Origin of the sequence: Pelagibacterium lentulum, assembly GCF_003992625.1 — a bacterium.
Lineage (GTDB): Bacteria > Pseudomonadota > Alphaproteobacteria > Rhizobiales > Devosiaceae > Pelagibacterium > Pelagibacterium lentulum.
In genome coordinates this window covers 181,383-196,589 of the sequence record NZ_RZMW01000008.1, presented here as the reverse complement: position 1 = coordinate 196,589, position 15,207 = coordinate 181,383, and the positions used below count along the sequence as shown (strand labels likewise).

Below are 15,207 nucleotides of genomic sequence, written 5' to 3'. Positions count from 1 at the left end.
CAAGGTGGGGGCAACATGGTGAAAGCCCCGCGCCGTGTCAATTGCCACACGCGCAGTTTGCGGTAACAAGCTGTTGCAACTCACAAGCCAGTTCAGCCGCGCAATGCCACCATCTGATTGGCAGAACGTTCGATTCTCCCTGCCAGTTCAAGCTCAAGCAGGATCATTTGCACACTGGCAGCCGATAGCCTTGTAACCTGGACGATCATATCGATCGATGTGGGGACATGGCTCAGAGCCTCGATCAACTGTGCCCTATCGTCGCCATCTGGTTCTGGCATGGCGATGTCGGTCATGTCTTCGGCATTTTCCTCAAAAAGGTTGGTTTGCTTTGGGGCGGAATGCTTGAGCTCTTCGATAATGTCATCGGCGCTGGTAATGAGCGTCGCTCCTTGGCGAATAAGTGCATTGCCGCCTTCCGCACGGGGATCGAGCGGCGAGCCCGGCACGGCAAAGACTTCGCGATTTTGCTCCAGCGCCAGCCGCGCCGTAATCAACGATCCGGAGCGCTTCGCCGCCTCAACGACGACGACGCCAAGGCTCATTCCGGCGACGAGACGATTGCGCCGGGGAAAGTCTCGCGCCCGAGGCTCCCAGCCCAACGGCATTTCGGTAACAAGACAACCGCCATGCTCAACGATCTGATGCGCTAAGGTGATATTCTCGCTGGGATAAATATGATCTAGCCCACCCGCCATCACGGCTACAGTTCCTGCCTCAAGCGAAGCGTGATGAGCTGCGGCATCAATGCCGCGTGCCAACCCCGAAATGACGACAAAGCCCTGCCTGCCCAAATCCCTTGCAAGAATCTGAGCCATCCGGCGTCCCGCTGCCGACGCGTTGCGGGCTCCGACGATACCCACCGTCTGCGCATGGGAAAGCGCCGCCCCGCCAATCACGGAAAGCAGTGGCGGGGGATTATCGGCATGTCGCAAATTCTGCGGATAATCAGGTTCAGCAGTCGCAACCAGTCGTCCGCCAAGCCGCTCGGTCTGTGCGATCTCATCTTCCGCTTCGGAGCGTGAAGGAATTGCACCATGCCGCCCGCCGCCCCGCTTGACGAGATCGGGCAAAGCATCCAGCGCTGCATCGGCAGAGCCAAACCTGTTAATCAGGCTGCGAAAGGTGGACGGTCCGACATTGTCCGATCGAATGAGCCGAAGCCAGGCAACACGCTGATCGGAGGTGAGGCCTTCGCGTGTCTCCATCCCACTGGCGTCCTCAAGCGGCTTTCTTGTTGCCAATACGGGACTCGGTCCCGTTCAACAACCGGGCGATGTTGCCGCGATGGGTGAAATACAGGACCGCAACCAACGCAAAAGAAGCCAATGCCAGTGCTGGTCCAGAAAAAAAGAACGCACTTATCGGGGCAATCGTGGCGGCAGTCAACGCGGCCAGCGACGAATAGCGTGTGACCAGCGCAACCACCAGCCATACGCCACAAAAGCCGAAGCCGACGGGCCAGCTTAGGGCCAGCAATATGCCGATGAAGGTTGCGACGCCCTTGCCGCCCTTGAAACCCAGCCAGACAGGAAAAACGTGACCGAAAAATGCCGCAACGCCTGCTATCATGGCTGCTTCGGCATTCCATAGTAATGCTGCGATCAGCACGGCAGCCGCGCCTTTGCCCGCGTCACCGATCAGTGTTAGCGCGGCAAGGTCCCTCCGGCCCGTGCGCAGAACATTGGTGGCCCCGATGTTGCCCGAGCCGATATCGCGAACGTCCCCAAGCCCCGCAAGTTTTGTCGCCAACAATCCGAAAGGGACTGAACCCAGCGCGTACCCAATTATAAGTGCCAGCGCATATTCGATCATGCGTCGGCTTCCTCCCTAAAGACGATTCTGCCGCCAACGACGGTCGTCATAACCTTACCCATCATTCGCGCATTCTCAAATGTTGTATTTCGCGAGCGGGATCGGATAGCCGTTTCTTCCACAATCCAGGGATAATGCGGATCGAAAAGGCAGATGTCCGCCAGCGCGCCTTTTGTCAGCCTTCCGCTATCAAGTCCCAGGATTTCCGCTGGACGACTGGTCATCGCGCGCAATAGCGTCATAAGATCGACGTCACCGGAATGATAAAGCCGCAGTGCCGCAGCCAGCAATGTTTCAAGCCCGATCGCGCCAGAAGCGGCGTCGGCGAATGGCTGGCGTTTGCCTTCGCTATCCTGCGGATCGTGGTCCGAATGAATAACATCGATTGACCCGGACTTTAGGCCCTCGATAACAGCCTGTCTTTCGTCTTCATGGCGCAGGGGCGGGGAGAGTTTGAAGAAGGTCCGGTACGAGCCGATGTCATTTTCATTCAGGCAGAGATTGTTTATGGAAATACCTGCCGTTACCGTTCCGCTACGCTCTTTATAAAACGACATGATTTCTGCAGATCGGCCCGTAGAAATTTGCGCCGCATGATAGCGCGCACCCGTCATCAGAGCCAGTTGCAGGTCCCGGTCCAGAGCAATGGTCTCAGCCTCGCCAGGAATGCCTTTAAGGCCACGGAATGTCGCAAGGGGTCCTGCATTCATCACTCCATCAGCGGCAAGGCTCGTATCGAGCGGCTTATGAATGATCGGCGCATCGAAATTTGTGGCATAGGTCATGGCCGCACGCATAACCGCCGCGCTTTGCAGGGAATGTCGTCCTTCTGAAAATCCAATGGCACCGGCCTCACGTAACAGCCCGAACTCGGTCAGTTCCTTGCCTTCAAGTCCCTTGGTTATGGCGGCGGTCGGCAGGATGTGGACACAAGACGTCGCTTGCGCGCGGCGCATCAGAAAGTCGACAAGCGCTCCATCGTCGATAACCGGCACGGTATCGGGCATTACAAGTATAGACGTCACGCCCCCCGTCGCAGCGGCTTCGCCTGCGCTGGCCAGCGTTTCCCGATATTCATGGCCCGGTTCGCCCGTAAAGACCCGCATGTCGATAAGGCCGGGCGCTGCGATGAGGCCTCTGGCATTTATGCGCTCGGCCTTTTCAGGGGCGCCCGGTGCCGCGCCTTCGACGATTTCGGAGACGACGCCGTTTTCGACCAGAATGGCGCCTGTCACATCCGTGCTGCTGGCCGGGTCCATAATGCGCGCATTTTCGATAAGGAGGCGCTTATTCATGGCCGTTCTCCTTGTTCAGCAGTGCATCGAGTACCGCCATTCGCACGGCAACCCCCATCTCCACCTGCTCCGTTATGACCGATTGCGGACCATCGGCGATGGCCGGATCGATTTCAACGCCGCGGTTCATCGGCCCTGGGTGCATGACAAGCGCACCCTTATTGGCATAGGACAGCTTTTCGGCATCCAGGCCGTAAAAGCGATAGTATTCGCGCACAGATGGTATGAGCCTGCCCGACGCCCGTTCGTTTTGCAGCCGCAGCATCATCACGACGTCGGCGCCCTTTAGGCCGTCCCGCATATCGGTGAACACTTCAGAAGCCATCTGTTCGACACCGCGTGGCAGAAGGGACTTCGGTGCGATCACCCGTGTACGCGCTTGCATGGCACCCAAGAGGATCAGGTTGGACCGGGCGACCCGCGAGTTTGCGATATCGCCACAGATGGCGACCGTCAGCCCGTTGAGCCTTCCCAGATGTCGGCGGATCGTCAGAGCATCGAGCAGAGCCTGGGTTGGATGCTCATGGGTGCCATCGCCTGCGTTCAATACTGCGCATTCGACCTTCTGGCTCAAAAGCTCGACTGCACCGGACGAACCGTGCCGCACAACGATTGCATCGGGCTGCATGGCGTTGAGGGTGGCTGCGGTGTCGATAAGCGTCTCGCCCTTGGCAACCGACGATGTTCTGACAGCCATGTTCATGACCGTGGCACCCAGCCGCTTGCCAGCGATTTCAAAGCTCGCCTGCGTCCGGGTGGAGTTTTCAAAAAAGAGATTGATCTGCGTCTTGCCCGCAAGGTTCGGCAGCGTCTTGCGCTGGCGGGAGATCGGGATCATTGCCTCGGCGCGATCCAGCAGATCGACAATCTCGACCGGGTCCAGTTGCGCAATGCCCAAAAGATGCGGGTGACGGAATGGAAGGAAAGAACCGGACGCGCCGGTTTCGGTGTCGGAAGTGTCTGGCTTTCGTCGTACCATAATGTATCCCAATCGCGACTAGCGGTCCCTATCGCATGGGCGCGGGGGCGGCAAGGGTAGCGGGAGAGTTTTCTGTGACTCATCGTCACTACCGGTATCGGGAACGTGCTGCTGTCCCGATCCCTCCCCGGACACGAAAGGGGAGGGATCGAATGTTTGGCTGCGCTCAGGCCGGTCGTAGCTTGCCACGGCCGACCGGCAAGGACAGGCTGGTTTCTAGCGCGACCATACCCGCCGGCTTATCTAGGTCGTTTCAAACGACTGCATCATGCCGCCTGCTGCCAAGCGCCGCTGGCGACCGCCGAACGCACATAGTCCGAGAAGTCGCGCGGCGCGCGGCCAAGGACTTGCTGCACGCCATCGCCGAGCCGCTCGTTCCGGCCGTCGAACAACTCATCACATATGCTGGCCACAAGATCAGCCAGGTCTTTGCCGAACTCGGACACCATGACGGCGTGATAGTCCTCCACGCTCAATGGTGCATAGGTTATCGATAGCCCGGAAGCGGCAGAGATCTCGCGAACCGCGTCGGCAAATGTCATCAGGCGGGGCCCGGTGACTTCGTATGTTTTACCGTTGTGGCCGTCATCGAGAAGGGCGGCGACCGCAACATCGGCGATGTCGTTGGCATCCACGAAAGGCTCGCGTTTGTCGCCAGCGGCAATCTGCAGCTTGCCTGCGAGGATTGCAGGCTGGAGCAGACCTTCATCGAAGTTCTGGTTGAACCAACTGGCGCGAATGACTGTGAAATCCAGCCCGCTGTTGCGTAGGCGGTCCTCGGAGAGTTCTGCGCCGTGCTCGCCGCGGCCCGAGAGCAGCACGAGCTTGCGCAGACCTGAGGTTTTGGCGGTGGCAGCGAAGCGTTCGATGATATCTGCCGCGCCGGGCATGGCAAGATCGGGAACGAAGGACACGAAAGCTGTGTGCATACCCTCCATCGCAGGTGCCCAACTGGTTGGCTCCTGCCAGTCGAAAGCGGGCGAGGTTGCGCGCGATACGGCGCGATGTGGCAATTGAGCATCCGCCAGACGTCGAGCGACACGCGAGCCAACTTTGCCTGTCGCGCCAATAACCAAAATGGGTTTGCTGTTTGTCATCTTCTGTCTCCTGTTGATGATGGAGACAATATCCTTGCGTTAAGGGAGACGTTCAATCACAAGAAGTCCCCAAAAGATTGCATTTCGTCCAAATCAATGGACTAATGGCAAGTCTTGAGATAAAAGCGGGGCATGGACGATTGCTTTCAACCCGCGCCGCTATCGGATCCGCTCGGCGAAGTGCTGCATATGCTGCGGCTTACTGGCACCCTGTATTGCCGGGCTACAATGACGGCGCCATGGGGGCTCGATATGCCGCGCCTCATCGATTCGATGATTTTCGTCATCGTCACGGCCGGACAATGCGTGGCGGAAATCGACGGAAAACCCGTAACGCTGCCCGCTGGCACCATGATACTCCTGCCGCACGGGGATAGTTTCCGCCTGCTTAGCGATGCAGGTGCGGCGTCACGGCCTCTGTTTGAACTCCCGGTCGAAAAAATCAGCGAACGCTACGAAATAATGACGCATGGTGGTGGCGGTGAGTTGACACGCGCGATGGCAGGCGTCGTGCAGTTTGACAGCGTTGCCGGCAAGCGGCTTATAAACGTGCTGCCATCGATGATCCGTATCGGCGGTTGGGATGAACCTCTGGGGGAATGGGTGCAGAGTACGCTCGGTTTGATCGCCAGGGAAGCAAGTGCGCTCAAGCCAGGGGGCGAGATCGTGATGACAAGGCTGGCCGATATTCTCGTGGTTCAGGCCATTCGCTCCTGGCTCGATACCGCCCCGGAGGCCGATCAGGGCTGGCTGGCCGCTCTCCGCGATCCGCAACTGGGGCGGGCGCTTGTGGCAATTCATCGCCACCCGCAATCCGATTGGACGCTTGAGCGGCTGGCGCGCCAAGCCGGTATGTCCCGCTCCGCCTTTTCAGCCCGGTTCAGTGAGGGGCTTGACCAATCGGCCATGAGCTATCTTGCGCAATGGCGTTTGCATTTGGCGCGCGCGCGCCTGATGGATTCGAACGATCCACTGGCTCAGGTAGCGCGGCAATCAGGATATCGTTCCGAGGCCGCGTTCAGCCGGGCATTTCGACAGCAATTCGGGATGCCGCCCGGTGCAATGCGCCGTTCAACCCCGCCGCAAGCGCTCCAGAGCGCCTTGTAGGATGTAGCTTGCAGCCAGCTTGTCAACGACTTCGGCCTGCCGCGCGCGGGATAGATCGGCTTCAATCATTGTGCGGGTAACGGCCATTGTCGACATGCGCTCATCCCAGAAGGCGATAGGCAGACCGGTCTTTTGCTTGAGGTTGCGCGCAAAGGCGCGGGCCGACTGCGCGCGCGGACCCTCGGTTCCATCCATATTGAGCGGCAGCCCAATCACGATGCCGGCGATATTGTTCTGCGCGATAAGCTGCAAGAGCCGCTCCGCATCGGCCGTGAACTTGGCGCGTTTGATGGTTTCAACCGGGCTTGCCGAATACCGCATGGCGTCACAGATGGCGACGCCAATGGTTTTGGTGCCCAAATCGAGCCCCATCAGCTTGCCCGATGGCGGCAGGTCCGCGAGGGGATTTTCGGTTTCAGTCATTTGCATCGCGCTTTTGGCAGTTGTGCTGGCGCTGCTTATCGGATTGATAAGAGGCAATTGCAAGCGAGGGCAGCACCCATGAAATTCACATGGTTTGGTGAAAAGACAATCCGGTTGCAAATGGCTGGCAGAATTATCGTTGTCGATCCCGACAAGGCACCGGAACAAATCGATAAGGCTGAGCTTATATCGGGCGCCGATAATGTGCTGGCGTTCGCCGATCCATTGACAAACGAAATCGATCTGGCCACCTGGAAGTTACCCAGCCCGCGAGCGCTTATCGATCAGGGCGGCTCAGCAGATGTCGAATTTCAGCGGGTAGCAAGGGCAGGTATGATTGCCCAGTCCAGCGAGGAGGGCGGCCTGCTGCTCGCCGATGCCCGGCAACAAGTAGCGTGGGGGCGCTGGGCCGACGGGCTGGTCGTCATCCTGCTTGGCAACGCAGACGCATGTGCGTCCGCTGGTCTTGCCATGCTGGAACAGTCACGACCCAAAATGATCGCGCTTGCCTGCGGCGAGGATGGTCTTGATGATGCAATTGCACGGTTGCGTCCGCATGTTGGGCGCACACCGTTGCAGGTGCTTGAGCCCAATCTGGCCGTCGAAGTTTGACGTTGATGGGATCAACCTTGCCGATCCCTGTAATAAAACCACTTTGTTGCATGGGCCGATTTGGCATTTGGCAATTGCCAGCAAGCGATTGCCATTGTTAAAAGGCCCGAACCGTAATTGATCCCCGCACTATTTTTGGGAGACTTGCATGTCGGTAGATGCCGATACCGTACGCCGCATTGGGCGCCTTGCCCGCATTCGCATTGCCGAGGAAGACGTGAGCGCTTACGAGGGTGAGCTTAACGCGATTTTGGGTTTTGTCGAGCAATTGGATGAAGTCGACGTTTCCGGCGTCGAGCCGATGACCTCGGTTACGCCCATGGTGCTGCGCCGCCGCGAAGACAAGGTTACCGATGGTGGCTATGCCGACAAGATCGTAGCGAATGCGTCGATCTCGGAAGACAATTTCTTCATGGTCCCCAAGGTTGTGGAGTAGCCGGTGAGCGTTTCCGTCGCCATTGAAACGCCGTTGCAGGACGATGTCCGAGCGCTGATTGACGCGCTCAACGATCACCTGTTGCCGCTTTCTCCGGAAGAATTCCAGTTCAAGATGACCGTCGAGCAAATGGCAGAGCCGCACACCACCGTATTCATCGCGCGGGACGGTGAGGGCAGGGCCGTCGGCTGCGGCGCATTGAAGATGCACACCGGCGATATGGCCGAGGTCAAGCGCATGTACACCATGCCGCATGTCCGCGGGCAGCGGGTTGGCGTGCTGCTGCTGGACGCAATCGAGAATCTTGCGCGTGAGAAAGGTGTGATCACGCTCATGCTGGAAACCGGCACCGGTGAAGGCTTTGCTGGCGCGTGGCGGCTCTACCAGCGTTCCGGCTTTGTCGAACGCGGCGCGTTTCTCGATTACCCCGAAAGTCCCCATTCAGCATTTTTTGAAATGGCGCTGAGCCGAGTTGCGCTGGCACCATCGACCGACGATGCTGCCGTAAGCACTGCGCGCTAACGCCAAAAAGGATATGTCCGTGACTGATTTGACCCGTTTGAGCCTCAAAGCGCTGCGTGATGGCATTGCCAAAAAGGATTTCACGTCCCTGGAGGCAACCGATGCCTACCTCAAAGCCATCGAATCGGGAAATGACAAGCTCAACGCTTATGTTGCCGTGACCGCCGATCAGGCGCGCGACATGGCCAAGGCTTCCGATGCGAAAGTAGCAAAGGGGGAGGCAGGGCCGCTCGAGGGCGTGCCGCTCGGCATCAAGGACCTGTTCGCAACCAAGGGTTCGCATACCCAGGCGGCCAGCCACATTCTCGATGGCTTCAGGCCGGAGTACGAATCGACAGTCACAAGCAATCTCTGGCGCGACGGCGCCGTGATGCTGGGCAAGTTGAATATGGACGAGTTCGCCATGGGCTCGTCCAACGAGACGTCCTATTACGGTCCGGTCATCAATCCCTGGCGCGCTGAAGGCGGTAATAAGGACCTGGTGCCCGGCGGATCGTCCGGCGGTTCTGCCGCTGCTGTGTCCGCGTGGCTTTGTGCGGGTGCAACCGCGACGGATACGGGTGGCTCGATCCGCCAGCCTGCAGCCTTTACAGGCACTGTCGGCATCAAGCCAACTTATGGACGCTGCTCGCGCTGGGGCGTCGTTGCCTTCGCATCCTCTCTCGATCAGGCAGGGCCGATCGCGCGCACGGTCGAAGACAGCGCCATCATGCTGTCCTCGATGTGCGGGTTCGATCCAAAGGATTCTACGAGCGTGGATATGGCCGTTCCCGATTTTGCGGCGGCCGTCCAACGCGGTGTCAAAGGGCTGACCATCGGTGTCCCATCTGAATACCGCATGGACGGTATGCCCGAAGAGATCGAAAAGCTCTGGCAGCAAGGTCTTGAATGGCTCAAGGCGGAAGGCGCGACGGTCAAGAATATTTCTCTGCCTCATACCAAATATGCGCTTCCTGCCTATTATATCGTAGCGCCGGCCGAGGCGTCATCGAACCTTGCGCGCTATGACGGTGTGAAGTACGGACTGCGGGTGTCTGGTAAGGACATTACCGAAATGTACGAGTTGACTCGCGCCGAGGGTTTCGGTCGCGAGGTCAAACGCCGTGTGATGATTGGGACCTATGTGCTGTCGGCAGGCTATTACGACGCCTATTACGTCCGCGCGCAGAAAGTCCGTACGCTCATCAAACGTGATTTCGAGGATGCCTTCAACGCGGGCGTCGACGCTATCCTGACACCTGCCACGCCATCTGCCGCCTTTGGCATCGCCGATCAGGACATGAACGCTGATCCGGTCAAGATGTACCTCAACGACATCTTCACCGTTACGGTCAATATGGCGGGTCTGCCGGGCATTGCAGTGCCTGCTGGCAAGGACGGCCAGGGGCTTCCACTCGGCTTGCAGTTGATCGGCAAGCCGTTCGATGAAGAAACACTGTTTGCGGCCGGACGCGTGATCGAAAACAGCGCGGGCCTCGATCTTGCACCGGCAAAGTGGTGGTAGAAATGTCATCCGATTTCTTTTCGACACTCGATTGGGCCGAGCCGCCCAAAGACATGAGCTTGCCGCTCCAAGCCCTTTGGTGGGTTAAAAAAGGTGAGTTTCGTATGGGCCCCGAATGGGAACAAGCTCATCGGATCGTTCAACAGATGGAAGGCGTGCAGGCATTCGACTGGGTGCATGCACTGCTCCACTGGATCGAAGCCGATATGGGCAACGCCGACTACTGGTACCGCCGTGCAGGCAAGCGCCGTTCGGCGCCCTCGGTTTCCCAGGAATGGGAACATATGGCATTGAGTCTGAGCGATACCGTCAAGCATTGAAACAAACTCAGGGCGGCCAACAAGGCCGCCCCTCTGCTCTCAGGCCTGCCTTGCGGCCTGCAGCGCCTCTATGCCCCGTCGGGTGATCCGGTAGGGACCGCCATTGTGAGACACGATCATGCGTTTGGACCGGAGCTTTTTGAAAAGGCTCATGTCAAAGCCGTCGAGGAACCAGCCCTCGCGTGTGATGCAGTCCAGCGTTTCGATCTGGCCGTTCTCGTCTTTCTGAAAGGCAATGTGCCCGCCAAGCGCCAGCGCGTTCAAAACGCGCCGTTCGACTTTCGATATGTTCATGGATTGAGTCTGTCTGCTGTCGGCAGATATGCCGAAGGTCAAACGAAACCATGCGGCCCGCGTCGCGCCAGGCAGCCGGTTGGTTCGATCTATCAGCCCCACCCCAATAGGGTGAGGCCTCAGCGGGTCTCAGACAGAGTAAACATTGCTGCTTTTTAGCCCCTGGAGAGGTATGGAGCAACGGGGTTTTGCAACCACGAGGTAGAATTGGCGCAATTTTAGTAAAGTCTTAGGCACGTTTGCAGCCTTTGGTTGTCCTGTTGCCCACGCGCGCCATAATGGCTGCAAATTAACCTTAACGGAGTGACACGCCATGCCGGTCGCAAAGAAATTGCTCATTGCCTGCGCTGCTGTTGCTGCTGCAGTGATGCCCGCTTCCGCTCAAGATTATGGCCCTTATGGATATGGCGGCTACGGCGCCGGCTTTAACTGGGACGGCTTTTATTCAGGCGTTTATGGGGGTGGTATTCCCTTTGGTGACGATACGTCCTGGAGCGCCGGTATCTTTACGGGCGTGAACGTTCAGATGGACTCACTTGTTTTCGGTGCCGAAGCTCAGCTTGGCGGCGATTTTGGTAACGACTTCTCGATTGACGCCCTCGTGCTCGGCAAGGGCGGCATGTCGCTCGGCGACGCGCTGGTTTACGGCACGGGCGGTATAGGCCTTGTTTCTGGTGATTTCGGCTACGCGATCGGTGGCGGCGCTGAATATGGCTTTACCGATTATATGAGCGTGCGCGGCGAAGCGCTCGGCTTGGGCGAATGGGGTAAGGGACCAAGCGACTTCCGGCTGACCGCCGGTGTCGCCTTCCATATGTAAGACCGGGTAAACCTCGTTCGGATGACCGCTCACCTTCCTGGTGAGCGGTCATTTTTATGTGTTCATGTGCCATAGATCGACGCTGCAACTCAAACCGGTTGCGTCTAAATGTCCTGACGTGCTTACAGCCCGTGCTACCCCGCAAACGCAGGTGCGTGTTCCATGGCATCAAATATGATAAAAACAGTCAGTTTTATCACCCCTTGAAACCGGGTTAGGGGTGGGATAAGCCCTCACCAAAGTTAAATGGAGATAAGCGCGTTCGCGCGCCAATGCTCCCGCCCGGACGGCCCCTTCCGGGTTCCATCGACAAGGCATGGCTGTCTTATGAACGAACTGCTGAGCGAATATCTGCCAATTTTGATTTTTGTAGGGCTTTCTGCGGTTATCGGGCTCGCGCTTTTGGTTGCGCCGTTCCTGATTGCGGTCAAACGTCCCGATCCGGAAAAGGTTTCTGCTTACGAATGTGGCTTTGAGGCTTTTGATGACGCGCGCATGAAATTCGATGTGCGATTCTATCTGGTGGCGATTCTGTTCATCATTTTCGATCTCGAAGTCGCTTTCCTGTTCCCATGGGCCGTCGCCTTTGGCGAAATCGGCTGGTACGGGTTCTGGTCGATGATGATCTTCCTTGGCGTTTTGACCATCGGCTTTATCTATGAATGGCGGAAAGGGGCACTGGAATGGGATTGAGCGGCAACAATACGCTGGTCGCGCCGGCTCCGCGCGGGATCATCGATCCGGCGACAAACAAGCCCATCGGCGCGACGGATCCATATTATGTGGAAATCAACAACGAACTGGCCGATAAAGGCTTTCTCGTTACCTCCACCGACGAACTCATCAACTGGGCCCGCACCGGCTCGCTGATGTGGATGACCTTCGGTCTGGCCTGCTGCGCTGTGGAAATGATGCAGATGTCCATGCCGCGCTATGATGGCGAACGCTTCGGCTTTGCCCCGCGCGCATCCCCGCGCCAGTCGGACGTGATGATCGTGGCCGGCACGCTCACCAACAAGATGGCGCCGGCGCTTCGCAAGGTTTACGACCAGATGCCAGAGCCACGCTACGTCATTTCGATGGGCAGTTGTGCCAATGGCGGCGGCTACTATCACTATTCCTATTCGGTGGTACGCGGGTGTGATCGCGTTGTGCCGGTCGACATTTATGTTCCGGGCTGCCCGCCTACGGCCGAAGCCCTGCTTTATGGTGTGCTGTTGCTGCAAAAGAAAATTCGCCGCACCGGTACGATCGAGCGATAAGGCCGTTTTCAGCATGGACGAAGCTCTGAAAGAACTGGGCGAATATTGCGCTCTCAAGCTCGAGGCCGCCCTTACCGGTTTTAAGGTCGCCTTTGGCGAACTGACTCTCGAAGCGCGGGCCGACGACATCGTATCGGTTATGCGGTTTCTTCGCGATGACGCACGTACGCGTTTCATCTCGATCATTGATGTTTGCGGGGTGGATTATCCCGAACGCAACCAGCGTTTCGATGTTGTCTATCACCTGCTCAGCCCGACACAGAATATGCGTATTCGCGTTCGCGTTCTGGCCGATGACGTGACGCCAGTGCCCTCGATCACCGAGGTGTTTCCGGGCGCAGACTGGTTTGAGCGCGAGGCTTACGACCTTTACGGTATTCTGTTCTCCGGCCATCCCGATCTGCGTCGCATTCTGACGGACTACGGTTTTGACGGACACCCGCTGCGCAAGGATTTCCCACTGACCGGCTTTGTTGAAGTTCGCTACGACGAAGAGCGCAAGCGTGTGGTCTATGAGCCGGTAAAGCTGGCGCAGGAATTCCGTGATTTTGACTATCTCTCTCCCTGGGAAGGCACTGACTACGTGTTGCCCGGTGATGAAAAGGCCAAGCAATGACCGAACACGACGTACGGACATTCAATATTAATTTCGGTCCTCAGCACCCGGCAGCCCACGGCGTGCTGCGTCTCGTGCTTGAGTTGGACGGAGAAGTTGTCGAGCGAGTCGATCCCCATGTCGGTCTTCTCCATCGCGGCACAGAAAAGCTCATCGAAGCCAAGACCTATCTTCAAGCCGTGCCTTATTTCGACCGTCTCGACTATGTGGCGCCGATCAATCAGGAGCACGCTTTCGCTCTGGCCGTCGAGCGGCTTTTGGGCATCGAAGTGCCGTTCCGCGGTCAGTTGATCCGGGTTCTCTATTCGGAAATTGGCCGTATATTGTCGCATCTGCTCAATGTTACGACCCAGGCCATGGACGTCGGCGCGTTGACTCCGCCGCTCTGGGGCTTCGAGCAGCGCGAAAAGCTCATGATATTCTATGAGCGTGCAACCGGCGCCCGCATGCACGCAGCCTATGTGCGTCCAGGCGGCGTGCATCAGGACCTGCCGCAGGCCCTGATCGACGACATCGAAAAATTCACCGAGACCTTCCCCAAGGCGCTCGACGATATCGATAACCTGATTACCGAAAACCGCATCTTCAAGCAGCGTAACGTGGATATTGCCACTGTCTCGCTCGAAGACGCCTGGGCCTGGGGGTTTTCCGGCGTCATGGTGCGCGGGTCGGGCGCGGCATGGGATCTGCGCAAAAGCCAGCCCTATGAATGCTACGATCGCCTCGATTTCGATATCCCGGTCGGCAAAAATGGCGACTGCTACGACCGCTATCTCATCCGCATGGAAGAGATGCGTCAGTCCAATTCTCTCATGAAGCAGTGCATCGATCTGCTCAATTCCGAAGAGGGCAAAGGGCCAGTCTCAACGACCGACGGCAAAGTCGTTCCGCCCAAGCGTGGCGAGATGAAGCGTTCGATGGAAGCGCTCATCCATCACTTCAAGCTCTATACCGAAGGGTATCGCGTCCCGGAGGGTGAGGTTTACGCCGCCGTGGAAGCGCCCAAGGGCGAGTTTGGCGTCTATCTGGTATCGGATGGGTCGAACAAGCCCTATCGCTGCAAGATCAGAGCCCCTGGGTTCGCGCATTTGCAGGCAATGGATTTCTTGTGTCGCGGACATATGCTGGCTGACGTTTCGGCCATCCTCGGTTCGCTCGACATCGTATTTGGAGAGGTTGATCGCTGATGAGTGTGCGTCGCCTTGCAGAAGAGTCCGTGCAGCCCCAATCCTTTGCCTTCTCGAAGGAAAATGCTGCTTGGGCCCAAAAACGCATCGCCATGTATCCCGCAGGTCGCCAGCAGTCAGCGGTTATCCCGCTGCTCATGCGGGCGCAGGAACAGGATGGCTGGGTATCGCGTGCGACTATCGAAAGCGTCGCCGACATGCTCGACATGCCCTATATCCGTGTGCTGGAGGTGGCGACGTTCTATACCCAGTTCCAGCTTCAACCGGTTGGAACCCGCGCCCATATTCAGGTTTGCGGCACTACCCCCTGCATGCTGCGCGGCGCCGAAGATATCCGTGCCGTTTGTCAGAAGCACATTCATCCCGAGCCGCATCATCTCAATGAAGATGGAACGATGAGTTGGGAAGAAGTCGAATGTGCCGGTGCTTGCGTCAACGCGCCAATGGTGACGATCGGCTTTGACACCTACGAAGATTTGACGCCGGAACGCTTTGAAGAAATCCTGATTGCCTTCCAGGAAGGTAAAGGGGACACGATCCAGCCCGGTCCGCAGAATGGCCGCAGGTTTTCTGCGCCGATCGACGGGCAGATCACATTGCTCGAAACACCCAAGCCTTCCAAGCCGATTGAAACAACCGATGAAGGCGACAGCGCAGCAAATAAGGCCACAAGCCCCGGCCGCAAGCGCAAGGTGACGGTTGAATCTGCACCGGCAATCGATAGCCCGGCACCGGCAGAAACCAAGCCATCTGTCGCAGAGGCGGAAGCGGAAAAGAAAAAGGCAACTGGCCGTGCGCGCCGAAAGCCTGACCAGGCCATGCGCGAAGGAGCAACCGGTCCGGAATCTCCCGCGATTGAAGAAACTGCCCCCAAAAAGCCTGCGCGCAAGTCCACCCCGCGCAAGCCGAAAGAGTAGT

The 15,207-nt window shown here is 58.0% G+C and carries 19 protein-coding genes; 12 read left to right on the top strand and 7 right to left on the bottom strand.

Annotation, left to right across the window (positions count from 1 at the left end):
* Nucleotides 1–92: 92 nt before the first annotated feature.
* The 5 genes from dprA to EO133_RS02670 form a co-directional block, all read right to left on the bottom strand.
* Nucleotides 93–1,208, bottom strand: coding sequence for a DNA-processing protein DprA (dprA, locus tag EO133_RS02690; RefSeq protein WP_127071127.1), 1,116 nt, complete (start codon nt 1,206–1,208; stop codon nt 93–95).
* 13 nt (nt 1,209–1,221) lie between these two features.
* Nucleotides 1,222–1,815, bottom strand: coding sequence for a glycerol-3-phosphate 1-O-acyltransferase PlsY (gene plsY, locus EO133_RS02685; protein ID WP_127071126.1), 594 nt, complete (start codon nt 1,813–1,815; stop codon nt 1,222–1,224).
* Nucleotides 1,812–3,110, bottom strand: a complete 1,299-nt coding sequence (gene pyrC, locus EO133_RS02680; RefSeq protein ID WP_127071125.1) for a dihydroorotase — start codon at nt 3,108–3,110, stop codon at nt 1,812–1,814. The genes plsY and pyrC overlap by 4 nt, the downstream gene beginning before the upstream one ends.
* Entirely contained in the window at nt 3,103–4,089 is a 987-nt protein-coding gene (locus tag EO133_RS02675; protein ID WP_244640778.1) for an aspartate carbamoyltransferase catalytic subunit, read from the bottom strand. The genes pyrC and EO133_RS02675 overlap by 8 nt, the downstream gene beginning before the upstream one ends.
* 266 nt (nt 4,090–4,355) lie before the next feature.
* Nucleotides 4,356–5,186 (bottom strand): NAD(P)H-binding protein, encoded by an 831-nt coding sequence (locus tag EO133_RS02670; protein ID WP_127071124.1) that lies wholly within the window; start codon nt 5,184–5,186, stop codon nt 4,356–4,358.
* A gap of 132 nt (nt 5,187–5,318) precedes the next feature.
* On the opposite strand from EO133_RS02670, the gene EO133_RS02665 reads away from it, so the two are divergent.
* Nucleotides 5,319–6,293 carry an AraC family transcriptional regulator gene (locus tag EO133_RS02665; RefSeq protein WP_127071123.1) on the top strand — a complete coding sequence of 325 codons (975 nt, stop codon included), beginning with the start codon at nt 5,319–5,321 and terminating at the stop codon, nt 6,291–6,293.
* On the opposite strand, the gene ruvX is transcribed toward EO133_RS02665, so the two are convergent.
* Nucleotides 6,258–6,722 carry a Holliday junction resolvase RuvX gene (gene ruvX / locus EO133_RS02660; protein ID WP_127071122.1) on the bottom strand — a complete coding sequence of 155 codons (465 nt, stop codon included), beginning with the start codon at nt 6,720–6,722 and terminating at the stop codon, nt 6,258–6,260. The genes EO133_RS02665 and ruvX overlap by 36 nt on opposite strands.
* A gap of 72 nt (nt 6,723–6,794) precedes the next feature.
* On the opposite strand from ruvX, the gene EO133_RS02655 reads away from it, so the two are divergent.
* From EO133_RS02655 to EO133_RS02635, 5 genes are all read left to right on the top strand, one after another.
* Complete coding sequence (locus tag EO133_RS02655) at nt 6,795–7,328, top strand: hypothetical protein (RefSeq protein WP_127071121.1); 534 nt, start codon at nt 6,795–6,797, stop codon at nt 7,326–7,328.
* Between the two features lie 148 nt (nt 7,329–7,476).
* Nucleotides 7,477–7,764: an Asp-tRNA(Asn)/Glu-tRNA(Gln) amidotransferase subunit GatC gene (gene gatC / locus EO133_RS02650; RefSeq protein ID WP_127071120.1), complete on the top strand. Its 288-nt coding sequence runs from the start codon at nt 7,477–7,479 to the stop codon at nt 7,762–7,764.
* Between the two features lie 3 nt (nt 7,765–7,767).
* Nucleotides 7,768–8,286 carry a GNAT family N-acetyltransferase gene (locus tag EO133_RS02645; RefSeq protein WP_127071119.1) on the top strand — a complete coding sequence of 173 codons (519 nt, stop codon included), beginning with the start codon at nt 7,768–7,770 and terminating at the stop codon, nt 8,284–8,286.
* A gap of 19 nt (nt 8,287–8,305) precedes the next feature.
* On the top strand, nt 8,306–9,790 hold the full coding sequence (gatA, locus tag EO133_RS02640; protein ID WP_127071118.1) for an Asp-tRNA(Asn)/Glu-tRNA(Gln) amidotransferase subunit GatA: 1,485 nt from the start codon (nt 8,306–8,308) through the stop codon (nt 9,788–9,790).
* Nucleotides 9,791–9,792: 2 nt separating this feature from the next.
* Entirely contained in the window at nt 9,793–10,110 is a 318-nt protein-coding gene (locus tag EO133_RS02635) for a hypothetical protein (protein WP_244640780.1), read from the top strand.
* Nucleotides 10,111–10,149: 39 nt separating this feature from the next.
* Here EO133_RS02635 and EO133_RS02630 read toward each other — a convergent pair whose 3' ends face one another.
* Nucleotides 10,150–10,404 (bottom strand): YjhX family toxin, encoded by a 255-nt coding sequence (locus EO133_RS02630; protein ID WP_127071116.1) that lies wholly within the window; start codon nt 10,402–10,404, stop codon nt 10,150–10,152.
* 313 nt (nt 10,405–10,717) lie between these two features.
* Between EO133_RS02630 and EO133_RS02625 the strand changes: the two genes are divergently transcribed.
* From EO133_RS02625 to nuoE, 6 genes are all read left to right on the top strand, one after another.
* Nucleotides 10,718–11,224, top strand: a complete 507-nt coding sequence (locus EO133_RS02625) for an outer membrane protein (protein ID WP_127071115.1) — start codon at nt 10,718–10,720, stop codon at nt 11,222–11,224.
* A gap of 327 nt (nt 11,225–11,551) precedes the next feature.
* Entirely contained in the window at nt 11,552–11,917 is a 366-nt protein-coding gene (locus EO133_RS02620; protein WP_127071114.1) for an NADH-quinone oxidoreductase subunit A, read from the top strand.
* Nucleotides 11,908–12,486 (top strand): NuoB/complex I 20 kDa subunit family protein, encoded by a 579-nt coding sequence (locus EO133_RS02615; protein WP_127071113.1) that lies wholly within the window; start codon nt 11,908–11,910, stop codon nt 12,484–12,486. The genes EO133_RS02620 and EO133_RS02615 overlap by 10 nt, the downstream gene beginning before the upstream one ends.
* Before the next feature lie 13 nt (nt 12,487–12,499).
* Nucleotides 12,500–13,102, top strand: a complete 603-nt coding sequence (locus tag EO133_RS02610) for an NADH-quinone oxidoreductase subunit C (RefSeq protein WP_127071112.1) — start codon at nt 12,500–12,502, stop codon at nt 13,100–13,102.
* Nucleotides 13,099–14,289 carry an NADH-quinone oxidoreductase subunit D gene (locus tag EO133_RS02605; protein WP_127071111.1) on the top strand — a complete coding sequence of 397 codons (1,191 nt, stop codon included), beginning with the start codon at nt 13,099–13,101 and terminating at the stop codon, nt 14,287–14,289. The genes EO133_RS02610 and EO133_RS02605 overlap by 4 nt, the downstream gene beginning before the upstream one ends.
* On the top strand, nt 14,289–15,206 hold the full coding sequence (gene nuoE / locus EO133_RS02600) for an NADH-quinone oxidoreductase subunit NuoE (protein ID WP_127071110.1): 918 nt from the start codon (nt 14,289–14,291) through the stop codon (nt 15,204–15,206). The genes EO133_RS02605 and nuoE overlap by 1 nt, the downstream gene beginning before the upstream one ends.
* Nucleotide 15,207 lies beyond the last annotated feature (1 nt).

What these genes read in the sequence shown, in the direction of transcription:
- pyrC (WP_127071125.1), bottom strand. Translation starts at nt 3,110, where the DNA reads ATGAATAAGCGCCTCCTTATCGAAAATGCGCGCATTATGGACCCGGCC.
- EO133_RS02610 (WP_127071112.1), top strand. Translation starts at nt 12,500, where the DNA reads ATGGACGAAGCTCTGAAAGAACTGGGCGAATATTGCGCTCTCAAGCTC.
- EO133_RS02665 (WP_127071123.1), top strand. Translation starts at nt 5,319, where the DNA reads ATGGACGATTGCTTTCAACCCGCGCCGCTATCGGATCCGCTCGGCGAA.
- gatC (WP_127071120.1), top strand. Translation starts at nt 7,477, where the DNA reads ATGTCGGTAGATGCCGATACCGTACGCCGCATTGGGCGCCTTGCCCGC.
- EO133_RS02675 (WP_244640778.1), bottom strand. Translation starts at nt 4,089, where the DNA reads ATGGTACGACGAAAGCCAGACACTTCCGACACCGAAACCGGCGCGTCC.
- EO133_RS02620 (WP_127071114.1), top strand. Translation starts at nt 11,552, where the DNA reads ATGAACGAACTGCTGAGCGAATATCTGCCAATTTTGATTTTTGTAGGG.
- ruvX (WP_127071122.1), bottom strand. Translation starts at nt 6,722, where the DNA reads ATGCAAATGACTGAAACCGAAAATCCCCTCGCGGACCTGCCGCCATCG.
- EO133_RS02635 (WP_244640780.1), top strand. Translation starts at nt 9,793, where the DNA reads ATGTCATCCGATTTCTTTTCGACACTCGATTGGGCCGAGCCGCCCAAA.
- EO133_RS02670 (WP_127071124.1), bottom strand. Translation starts at nt 5,186, where the DNA reads ATGACAAACAGCAAACCCATTTTGGTTATTGGCGCGACAGGCAAAGTT.
- dprA (WP_127071127.1), bottom strand. Translation starts at nt 1,208, where the DNA reads ATGGAGACACGCGAAGGCCTCACCTCCGATCAGCGTGTTGCCTGGCTT.
- EO133_RS02655 (WP_127071121.1), top strand. Translation starts at nt 6,795, where the DNA reads ATGAAATTCACATGGTTTGGTGAAAAGACAATCCGGTTGCAAATGGCT.
- EO133_RS02605 (WP_127071111.1), top strand. Translation starts at nt 13,099, where the DNA reads ATGACCGAACACGACGTACGGACATTCAATATTAATTTCGGTCCTCAG.
- nuoE (WP_127071110.1), top strand. Translation starts at nt 14,289, where the DNA reads ATGAGTGTGCGTCGCCTTGCAGAAGAGTCCGTGCAGCCCCAATCCTTT.
- EO133_RS02625 (WP_127071115.1), top strand. Translation starts at nt 10,718, where the DNA reads ATGCCGGTCGCAAAGAAATTGCTCATTGCCTGCGCTGCTGTTGCTGCT.
- EO133_RS02630 (WP_127071116.1), bottom strand. Translation starts at nt 10,404, where the DNA reads ATGAACATATCGAAAGTCGAACGGCGCGTTTTGAACGCGCTGGCGCTT.
- plsY (WP_127071126.1), bottom strand. Translation starts at nt 1,815, where the DNA reads ATGATCGAATATGCGCTGGCACTTATAATTGGGTACGCGCTGGGTTCA.
- EO133_RS02615 (WP_127071113.1), top strand. Translation starts at nt 11,908, where the DNA reads ATGGGATTGAGCGGCAACAATACGCTGGTCGCGCCGGCTCCGCGCGGG.